Annotated in this window: 8 protein-coding genes; 4 read left to right on the top strand and 4 right to left on the bottom strand. The window is 72.4% G+C overall.

What is annotated here, in order from left to right; translation table 11 throughout:
• Positions 1 to 124 precede the first annotated feature (124 nt).
• Positions 125 to 616, bottom strand: a complete 492-nt coding sequence (locus DDJ31_RS08135; RefSeq protein WP_240678253.1) for a hypothetical protein — start codon at positions 614 to 616, stop codon at positions 125 to 127.
• A gap of 471 nt (positions 617 to 1087) precedes the next feature.
• Here DDJ31_RS08135 and DDJ31_RS08130 point away from each other — a divergent pair, with 471 nt between their 5' ends.
• Entirely contained in the window at positions 1088 to 1894 is an 807-nt protein-coding gene (locus DDJ31_RS08130) for an SGNH/GDSL hydrolase family protein (RefSeq protein ID WP_127180960.1), read from the top strand.
• A gap of 109 nt (positions 1895 to 2003) precedes the next feature.
• On the opposite strand, the gene DDJ31_RS08125 is transcribed toward DDJ31_RS08130, so the two are convergent.
• The 3 genes from DDJ31_RS08125 to DDJ31_RS08115 all read right to left on the bottom strand — a co-directional run bounded on the left by DDJ31_RS08125 (position 2004) and on the right by DDJ31_RS08115 (position 7260).
• Positions 2004 to 3794, bottom strand: coding sequence for an urease accessory protein UreH domain-containing protein (locus DDJ31_RS08125; protein WP_127180961.1), 1791 nt, complete (start codon positions 3792 to 3794; stop codon positions 2004 to 2006).
• Positions 3791 to 5632 carry a tetratricopeptide repeat protein gene (locus DDJ31_RS08120; RefSeq protein WP_127180962.1) on the bottom strand — a complete coding sequence of 614 codons (1842 nt, stop codon included), beginning with the start codon at positions 5630 to 5632 and terminating at the stop codon, positions 3791 to 3793. The genes DDJ31_RS08125 and DDJ31_RS08120 overlap by 4 nt, the downstream gene beginning before the upstream one ends.
• 95 nt (positions 5633 to 5727) lie before the next feature.
• Positions 5728 to 7260 (bottom strand): DUF4331 domain-containing protein, encoded by a 1533-nt coding sequence (locus DDJ31_RS08115; protein ID WP_127180963.1) that lies wholly within the window; start codon positions 7258 to 7260, stop codon positions 5728 to 5730.
• A 154-nt stretch (positions 7261 to 7414) separates the two neighbouring features.
• On the opposite strand from DDJ31_RS08115, the gene DDJ31_RS08110 reads away from it, so the two are divergent.
• The 3 genes from DDJ31_RS08110 to DDJ31_RS08100 all read left to right on the top strand — a co-directional run bounded on the left by DDJ31_RS08110 (position 7415) and on the right by DDJ31_RS08100 (position 9243).
• Entirely contained in the window at positions 7415 to 8011 is a 597-nt protein-coding gene (locus tag DDJ31_RS08110; RefSeq protein WP_276319317.1) for a sigma-70 family RNA polymerase sigma factor, read from the top strand.
• A gap of 14 nt (positions 8012 to 8025) precedes the next feature.
• Positions 8026 to 8850, top strand: a complete 825-nt coding sequence (locus tag DDJ31_RS08105; RefSeq protein ID WP_127182902.1) for an anti-sigma factor — start codon at positions 8026 to 8028, stop codon at positions 8848 to 8850.
• A 126-nt stretch (positions 8851 to 8976) separates the two neighbouring features.
• Positions 8977 to 9243, top strand: coding sequence for a hypothetical protein (locus tag DDJ31_RS08100; RefSeq protein WP_127180965.1), 267 nt, complete (start codon positions 8977 to 8979; stop codon positions 9241 to 9243).
• Positions 9244 to 9416: the final 173 nt, after the last annotated feature.

The following is a 9416-nucleotide window of genomic DNA, read 5'->3' as shown; positions in this document are numbered from 1 at the left end:
TCGCGCCGGGGTCCATCGCGGTCCTGAGCCCTCCCCCTGGAGCCGCTCGATGATGGTCCGACGCGAGTGAGATGTACGACGGTATTGATGATTGAACCCGTTGAGCAAGGCCCGGAAGGCGGCCTCACGTTTTTATTGGTTTGACCGTTACACAACTGAGGAGAATGCAGAGACTGATCACCGTGACGGCGATGATTCCGCCGGTGACCGACCATCGGTGAACGGCCAGCATTCCCTGTGCCACGAGCATGTCGACGACGATCGCGCCGGCGAGCGCGGTCAGGGTGCGGCCCAGTGGATCCAGCCCGCGGAGCACGGCCGCGAGAGCGGACGCGGGTGCGGCGAGCAGGAAGAACAGGGTGAGCGGGCCCCGCATCCAGGAGTGCGCGTCGGCGAGCGCGAGAACGGCCCCCGCTGTCCCGAGGGCCGTCGCTCCACCGGCGAGCAGCGCCGGCAGATCCCTCCCCGACGTGGTCTTTGCCCGCTCGGTGCCGCTTTTTGAAGATCTCTTGACAGGTATGGCCTGCATGGCCGACTTTGCCCCCCGAAGCGCCGGATGCCGGGCTTCAATGTCGCGCAGGGCGAGAGCGGGCGTCAAGACGTCCTGGTCGTTCACACCAGTTCTTGTGGACGCCTGAACACGCGTTCCCCGGGGGCGCCGGCCGCCTCCGGGGGACGGTCGTCGTGACGGGTGGGGCGGGAGTTGCGGAACGAGCTTCAGAAGCTTGTTCGGCGAACCGGTGCCCACGCCGGTGAGGGCGTTCAGCGTGGCCCCGCCCACCAGGGCCGTCGCGACCCGCGCCGGGGTGGCCGAGGTGCGACTCGGTCACCTACTCGATGCCGTCGACGACCCCGACGGTGGTGCCCGACCCGTTGTGGTCGAGGACCCGGACGGCCACGATCTTCGGGCGTAGCACCAGGGGTTGAGTCTCCGTCACCACACTTGTCATGTGCGCGCAATCGAACGCGTGGTGAACATGTGGGGTGGAGAGGGGTGGGGACCGGAAAGTATTGGCATGAACACTTCCGCTCGACGCGCGTAGTTGGTACGAACGTGATGGCAGAGATCCTGCTAAAGGGAGGTTCCATGAGACGTTCCCGAATTGCCGTCCTCGTGAGCTCGCTCCTCCTCGCCGCCGGCACCGCCCTCACCGGTGCCACCGCGGCGCAGGCGTCCCAAACCGCCGCGGCCGGAGGCTATGTGGCCCTCGGCGACTCCTACTCCTCGGGAGTCGGGTCGGGCAGCTACATCAGCTCGAGCGGCGACTGCAAGCGCAGCACGAAGGCCTACCCCTACCTCTGGGCGGCCGCCCATTCACCCTCGACGTTCGACTTCACCGCTTGCTCGGGCGCTCGTACGAGTGATGTTCTCTCCGGTCAGCTGACCCCGCTCGGCTCCGCGACCAAGCTCGTCTCCATCAGCATCGGCGGCAACGACGCCGGCTTCTCCGACGTCATGACGACTTGCGTCCTGCAGTCCGACAGCGCCTGCCTCTCCCGGATCGCCACCGCGAAGACGTACGTCGCCAACACCCTCCCCGGCAGACTCGACAGCGTCTACTCGGCGATCAGCGCCAAAGCCCCGTCCGCCCACGTCGTCGTCCTCGGCTACCCGCGCTTCTACCAGCTCGCCACCACCTGTGTCGGCCTCTCCGACACCAAGCGCAAAGCCATCAACGAAGCCTCGGACCAGCTCAACACCGCCACCGCCAAGGCAGCCGCCAACCACGGCTTCTCCTTCGGGGACGTCCGCACCACCTTCACCGGCCACGAACTGTGCTCAGGCAGCGCCTGGCTGCACAGCCTCAACCTGCTGAACGTCGGCGAGTCCTACCACCCCACCGCCGCGGGCCAGTCGGGCGGCTACCTGCCCGTCCTCACCAACGCGGCCTGATTCTCAGGGCGAAGCGGACCCGCAGTCCGTGGGGGAGGTCCCGTCCGACGGGACCTCCCCCACGCACGTCACCGAGCACGCGCCGGCTCCGACGTACCCGCGGAGCGGCTCAACCGAACGCCGTCGAGGCGCCGTTGAGCATCAGACCGACCCCGATCGCGACGACCAGGAGCGCCGACACCAGCGGCGCCGACCGGCGCACCAGCAGCGCGAAGGGGTGAGAGGTCCAGCGGGGCCGCCGGTCCAGCATCCGGTTCACACCGGTGCCCAACCGCACGACGGCGAACCCGGCGGCGCCCAGGGTGAGGGCGAGCCCGACACCGTACGCGACGACGAGCAGCAGCCCGAACCACGCCTTCCCGAGCGCCGCCGCGCCGACCAGCACGACGACGGCGGACGGACTGGGCACAAGCCCCCCGGCGAACCCGAGCAGGATCGTGCCGCGGAGCGTGGGGGCCGTGGGATGCGTGTGGGTGACACCACCGTGGGTGTGTTCGAGGGCGTGCGGGTGACGGTGGTGGACGTGGTGGGCGTGGGATGCGTGATGAACCCGGCGGTCGTCGTGCTCAGGGTGATCGTGGTGCGCGTGATGAACATGAGGACGCTCATGCTCACGGTGATCGTGGTCCGTGCGATGGACATGAGGACGCTCATGCTCACGGTGACCGTGTTCCGTGCGAGGAACATGAGGACCCTCATGCTCACGGTGACCGTGGTGCGCGTGATGAACCCGCGGGCCGTCGTGCTCATGGTGACGGTGGTGGCCGCCGGGAGCGGCTGCCAGGGCCAGGGCGGGTTCCGGTGTCTTCTCCGGAACGGACTCCGCGGGCGGCCCGGCCGCGGGGGCGGGACGGCGGGCCCGCCACGCCCTGCGGGTCAGGGTCAGGCCCGCCGCGACCACCAGGGCGCCGCTCGCCGCCCCCAGCCAGGTGATCACCGAGGGGGCCAGCGCCGAGCCGGCCGTGACCAGCAGGCCGAGGGCGACCACCCCCAGGGTGTGGGTGACCGTCACCGAAGCGGCCAGCGGCAGCACGTCCTTGAGGCGGGCCCGGCCGCCCCTGGCCGCCGCCGTCGCGGCCATCAGCGTCTTGCCGTGGCCAGGGGCGAGCGCGTGCCCGGCGCCCAGGACGACGGCGATCAGCAGGGCGAGCGCCGAGAATCCGACGGTGAGGTCGTGCCGGGCGACCAGTGACTCCAGGGCGCGGGTCCACCGGTCGGCGCCGCGCGGCAGAACGGCCGCGCCGGGGGCGCCGGATGAGTCCCCCGGCTCCTCCGCCAGCGCGGGGCCGCCGGGGCGCACCCGCAGGGACGCGGTCGCGGTGTCGGCGGGGGAGGAGAGCAACTCCGCAGGATACGAGGTCAGTTCATGGGAGACGGAGGCCGTCGGCACGTCCGACGCGGTGACGGTCGTCCGGTCGCCGCGTGCGGTGATCTCCCGCCAGCCGGGGCCGCCGGCCGCGCCGCCCGCGCCGGCGAAGCGCAGCCCGACGGAGGCGTCCTCGGGCAGCGGGGCGGTGAGCACGCACTCGACGCGCAGGGTGGTGAGCCCGGCCTGTCCCGGCCTGACCCGGGCCAGACCGCTGCGGGCGGTGACGGCGACCTCGCGGCCGTCGACCGTGAGGCGGGAGCCTTCGGCCGCCGCCGCGCACCGCTCGCGGGCCCACTCGGTGAGGCCGAGCCGCTGCACGGCGGGCCGTGCCTGGGTCGCCGGGATCTCGGCGAGGTCCTCCACATGGTCGACGCGGAGGGCGCCGGGGGCGACGACCAGACCGTCGTAGCGGTTGACCGTGAAGTTGCCGAGGGGGTGCGCGCTCGCGCTGGTGGAAGGGGCCAGCACGAGCGCGCAGACGGCCGCGCAGACGGCCGCGATCGAGGGGAACAGCCCTCTCCTGGTGGTCACTTGGCGTCCTCCAGGGCCGCGCGGGCCTGACGGGCGCCGAGCGTCGAGAAGCCGGGGTTCAGCCGCAGGGCCGCCCGCAGGGAGGCGAGGCCGTCCTGCTCGTGTCCGGTGGCCCGCTCGATGGTGCCGCGGTGGTACAGGAACAGGGCGTTGCGGTACCCGGTGGCGGCGGCCTCGCGGGTGTACCGGAGCGCCTCGGCGTCCCGGCCGCCCATGTGCAGGGCCCAGGCGAGGGCGTCGGCCGTGTGCACGGTGCGGCGGCGGGCGTACTCGGCGCGGGCCGCGCGCAGCGCCGACGCCCGGTCGCCGTGGTCGGCGGCGGCGAGCGCGGTGTCGAGGTCGGCGTTGACGCCGCCCGCGCGGGCCAGCGCGGTCCAGGCGTCGACCAGCGCGTACTGGTCGGCGGCCCGCGCCTGGTCGCCCTCGCCGCCGCGCTCCTCGTACAGCTCGCCCAGCTCCACCAGCGGTCCGGGCAGCGGGAAGCGGGCGACGACCTGTTCCATCGCCGCGACGGCGGTGGCGCGTTCGCCGCGCGCGGCCAGGACGCGGGCCCGGCCCTCCAGCGCGGGAAGGTAGTTCTCGTCGGCGGCGAGGGCGCGGGCGTAGTCGGTCAGCGCGGTGGCGTAGTCGCCCTGGTTCCAGGCGAGTTGGCCGAGCTGGGCGGCGACGTAGGCGATGTCGCCCGGGGTGGCGGCGGTGGCGAGGGCCTGCTCCAGGACCCGGCGGGCGGTCCGCACGTCGCCGCGCAGCTCGCGCACGTACGCGTAGCGGGTGAAGACGGGGATGCCGGGACGACGGTCGTCCGCGGTGTCGGCGGCCTTCGACGCCTCGGCGTAGCGGCCGAGTTCGACCAGGGCGTCGATACGGGAGCACAGGGCGCGCTCGCTGTACGGGTTCTCCTTCAGCACCCGGTCGGCGTAGCCGAGCGCCTCGTCGAACCGGTGCCGGGCGGCGGCGAGCGCGGCCCGGCCGGTGAGAGCCTGCTCGTTGCCGGGCCGCAGATCGAGCGAGCGCCGCAACGCCCGTTCGGCCTGCGGGTATCGGGAAGGGTCGCCCTTCGTCCTGGCCTGTTCGACGTAGGCGAGACCGAGGGTGGCCCAGCCGCCGAAGTCCTTGGGTTGGCCGCGCAGATGGGCTTGCAGGGCTTTGATGTTCGCTTCGAGGTCACCGCCGTTCAGGGCGGCAGGCGACAGGACGCCGGGCGCGGCGGCGGCGACGGCGGTCCCGGTGCCGTCGTCGCGCAGCGCCCCCACGGCGACCGAGCCCGCGGTGAGGGCGACGGCCAACAGCACCACGGAACCGCCGAGTCGCAGCGCCCGCAGCCGCCGGCCGAACTCCTTGAACCGCCGCACGGCGAGGACACGGGGGTCGGAGGACGGGCCGGAGGAACCGGAGGAGTCGTGGGGACCGGAGGAGACGGAGGGTTCGGAGGGTTCGGGGGAGTCTGAGGGTTCGGCAGAGTCGGGGGGTGGGGGTACGGAGGGCGTGGGGAGTTCTGGCGTCGGGTCGGGCACCAGGCGGAGGCCGTCGGCGCGCCTGCCCCGGACGCGGCCCGTGGCCGTGCGTCGCTGCGTGGCGGCCCGTTCGTCACGGGCGGCTGCCTCGGCGGCGGCCTCCGCGGCGCGGGCGGCGGCGGATTCGGCGGCCGACTCGGTCGCCGCCCGGGTCGCTGCCTCGTGCGTCCCCGCCGCCGTCCCGTCGTCCCCGGCGCCAGGTCCCGCCGCCGACCCCGACCCGTCCCCGGCCTCGCGCGCGGCCTCCCCGGCGGTCTGGTCGCCCGGTGGCCGTCGGCCGTCGTCGCCCCTCTTCGGGGTGTTGCTGTTCTCGCGCGGGCCCATGCCCTCTCCTCGGCTCCTGGTCGGCGGGTGCGGGGTGGTGCGGCGCGGCCCGCGCGTGGGGGACACAGCGGGCCGCGCCTGTCGGTGGCCGGGCGTCAGTACGCCCCGCGCCGGATGCGGCGCCACCACAGCAGGCCGCCGCCGATCAGGGCGATACCGGCCGCGCCCGCGCCCGCTGACGCGGTGATCAGCCCCATGTTCCCGGTGCCGGACGCGCCGGCCGGCCGGAGCGCGTCACCGAGCTGGTTGCGGACGTCGTTGCCGCCGCTGACGCCCTTGGCGACCGCGCCGCGCGAACCGGCCGTCGGGTTCGCCAGGTACGGGAAGGACGAGCCGAACTTCTTGTCGTTCTTGTCGACCGCGTCACCCAAGTCGTTCTTCGCGCCCAGCAGTTCACCCTCGACGACCTGGAGGGCCGCGTCGATCACGTCGTCGGTGAGCCGACGGCCGTTCGGGAAGCCCGCGTTGTCGCCGTCGAGGACGCCGAGCCGCTTGGGGCTGTGGGTGGGCTTGATCGAGGTGTTGAGGCGCAGCTGCTCCGACGGGACCACGTGCGGGGGCTGGTTGAGGCCCTCGACGCCCTTCAGGAACACGTCGACCAGGTCGTCGCGCGGCTCCGCGGGCGCCTTGATCTTGTAGATCTGCTCGATGAGCTTCGGCAGCTCCGGGTTGGTGACGTTCTTCAGGAACTGGGCGTCGTCGCGCGGCGAGGACGCGTTGAACCTGTCCTTGTCCTTCAGCGGGTTGACGACCTCGTTGACCAGGGGCATGCCCAGCCGCGAGACCTGCTGGTAGTAGCCCTGCGCGTTGCGGCGCTGGGTGGTCGACCAGATGCCGACGACCGGTTGCTCCGCCGACTCGGTGATCATGTCCGTGGGGAGCTGGAGGGCTATGGAGTTGACGTTGTAGCCCTTGAGGGTGTCCCGGCCGACCTCGGAGAGGTTGCCGCCGTACAGCAGGTCGAAGACCCGCAGGTCGAGGAAGAACGGGTCGTCGGCCTGGCCCGCGAAGGTCTGCGCGCCGCTGGAGAGCTTGTGGACCGCCTGCTTGCGCAGGGTGTCGTAGTCCGGCATCGACGCCTTGCCGACGTTGGACGGCGCCACCGGCACGTCGTCGGCGAGCCTGGTCCGCGAGCGCACCTTCCCGCCGTGCGACTTCACCAGGTCGATGTCGTAGGTCTGGGTGACGTTGAGGTCGGGGTCGTCGAGGCTGGTGACCGCGCCCGTGTTGTAGAGGAACGTGTCCTTGTTCTTCGTGTGGGTCGTGAAGGTGTACCGCAGCAGCAACTCACTGCGCGCGTCACCGTTGTTGTCGATGTGGATGTCGTACTGGGCGTCGTCCGCGAACGTGAAGAAGTTCGGGCCGCCCGCCGGGTCCTCGAACGGGATCCAGTTCGCGATGATCGTCGTCGTGTCCGGCTTGTCCGGGCTGACGAACGCGTACACGTCGGTGTTGTCGTACTGGGGCTGCCCCGAGATCAGCGGGGCCTCCCGGTGGCTGGAGGCGGAGGCCGCCCCCGGCTCCAGCGTGGCGACGCCCGCGGCCACGAGCCCGCCGGCGGCCAGCGCGCCGCATACGAGGGTCGCGAGGCTCCTGCGTCCCGCACTGCCGGTCGAGTGAGGTGTCATGCCGTCCGTCCTCTGTGCCAACTTGCCTGACGACCGGACATTCGGAGAGCCCCGCGGACCGGATTGGTCGAATCCAAAACTTATTTCTCCGTCCCCCGACCCGCGTTTCGAGCCCGCTGATCCGTAACCCCTGGCGGAGGTGCGTGCGTTGCGAATGCCTGGGGTGACGGGTCGGTCCGGATGCGGCGGCCGGCGGGAGGGGGAGCGGATGGAGGCGGACGAGCTTCTGGTGCTCGTGGCCGGCGGTGACCAGCGGGCCTTCGAGACGCTGTACGGGATCGTGTCGGGCCCGGTGTTCGGACTGGTGCGACGCGTCGTGCGGGACCCGGCGCAGTCCGAGGAGGTGTCCCAGGAGGTGCTGCTCGAACTCTGGCGCTCCGCCCCGAAGTTCGACCCGCTCAGGGGCAGCGCCCTGTCCTGGGTCCTCACCCTCGCCCACCGGCGCGCCGTCGACCGGGTGCGCAGCGCCCGCGCCGCGGGGGAGCGCGAGCAGCGCGAGGCCCACCGCTCCCACAGCACCGCCTTCGACCAGGTCTCCGAGGAGGTCGAGGCGGGCCTCGAACGCGAGTGGGTGCGCCGCTGCCTGAAGCGGCTCACCGATCTCCAGCGCCAGTCGGTGACGCTGGCCTACTACGACGGGTACACCTACCGTGAGGTCGCCGAGCGGCTCTCGCTGCCGCTGGGCACCGTCAAGACCCGTATGCGCGACGGACTGACCCGGCTGCGCGACTGCCTGGGAGGTGCCGCGTGAGTCTCCTCGACCGGATGCTCGGCCGGGACGACCGCCACTCGCTGGCCGCCCCCTACGCCCTCGACGCCCTGGAACCCGCCGAGCGGGTCCGCTTCGAGAAGCACCTCGCGCGCTGCCCCGCGTGCGTGGCCGAGGTGCGCGCCCTGTCCGAGGACGCGGTCAGGCTCGCCTGGTCCACCGCCGTGAGGCCGCCCGCCGAGCTGCGCGACCGCGTCCTGGCCGCCGTCCGCACCACCCCGCAGGAGCCCGCGCGCGCCACCTCGCCGCAGTCCGCTCCGGCGCGCGGCCGACGTGCCCAGCTCCCACCGCACGTCTGGGGCGCGCAACCGCCGCCCGGACGCTCCCGTGCGCCGCGCGAGCGCCGACCGCTCTTCGTGCCGTTCGCCACCGCGACCGCGGCGGCGGCCCTGGTGGTCGCCTCCCTCTTCGCCGTGCAGGCGGACAGGACCAGGGAGCAACTGGACGCCGCTCGCGCGCAGTCACGTGAGATCGCCCACGTTCTCGCCGCCCCCGACGCCCGCGCGGGCTCCGGCCGGGACGCCGGCGGGCGGAGCGTCACGGTGATCGCCTCCGCGTCGGAGGGCGACGCGATCGTCACCCTCAGCGGGTACGACCCCCTTCCCGGGGGGCGCGTCCACCAGCTCTGGCTGATGCGTCCCGACGCCGAACCGCGCTCCCTCGGCCTCTTCCGAGGGGGCGACACGCCCTTGGTCGCGACGGACCTCGACCGGTCCGCCATCTCACTCGCTGTGACCGTCGAGCCGGACGGGGGTTCGGAGCAGCCCACAAGTCAGCCGATTGTCCAACTCGCCCTGAAATCGGTTGGATTCGGAGAGTAATCAAAAAGGAGTCGTCAACCCCCGTACGGGGAAGGTGAATCCTGTGACCGGGATACACGGGTGCCTCGGGAGGGCGATAGGGTTACCCTGCCCGTGCCGGGTGGATTCGTACGGGTGGGGAGTGACATGGAACAGATAACACGCAGCAGGGCCAGGGTCCCTGCGATCACGTGCGGGAGCAGCGCGACCAGTTCGCGCCTCGACCGCCATCTCTCGGTGCTGGCGGGTCCCGCCGTACCGCGGCGGGAGGCGGACGAGGCGACCTCGCTGATGCGTGAGCTGACCGCGCGTAGCACCGTGCAGAACCGCAGTGACCGGGGTGCCCGCGTCCGCAGGGTGTCGCTCTTCGCGCCGTTGCGCCGACTGCGCCGCTCGCTCTTCGGCGGCCACTAGCCGAAACCGCCCCCTCGTCAGGTCTCCGTACGCACCCGCCCGCTCCGTACCCGAGACACACCCCACCTCCGTGCGACGCACCCACGCCGCACGGAGGTCGACGCATGCCACGCCCACACCCGTACCTCCCCAGGCCGACGTGAACGGCGCACCCCCCGTGCTTGTTCGCGCTC

Source organism: Streptomyces griseoviridis, from assembly GCF_005222485.1.
GTDB classification, from domain to species: Bacteria; Actinomycetota; Actinomycetes; order Streptomycetales; family Streptomycetaceae; genus Streptomyces; species Streptomyces hintoniae.
Note: the sequence above shows the minus strand (reverse complement) of the source record. Positions and strands in the feature narration are given on the sequence as shown.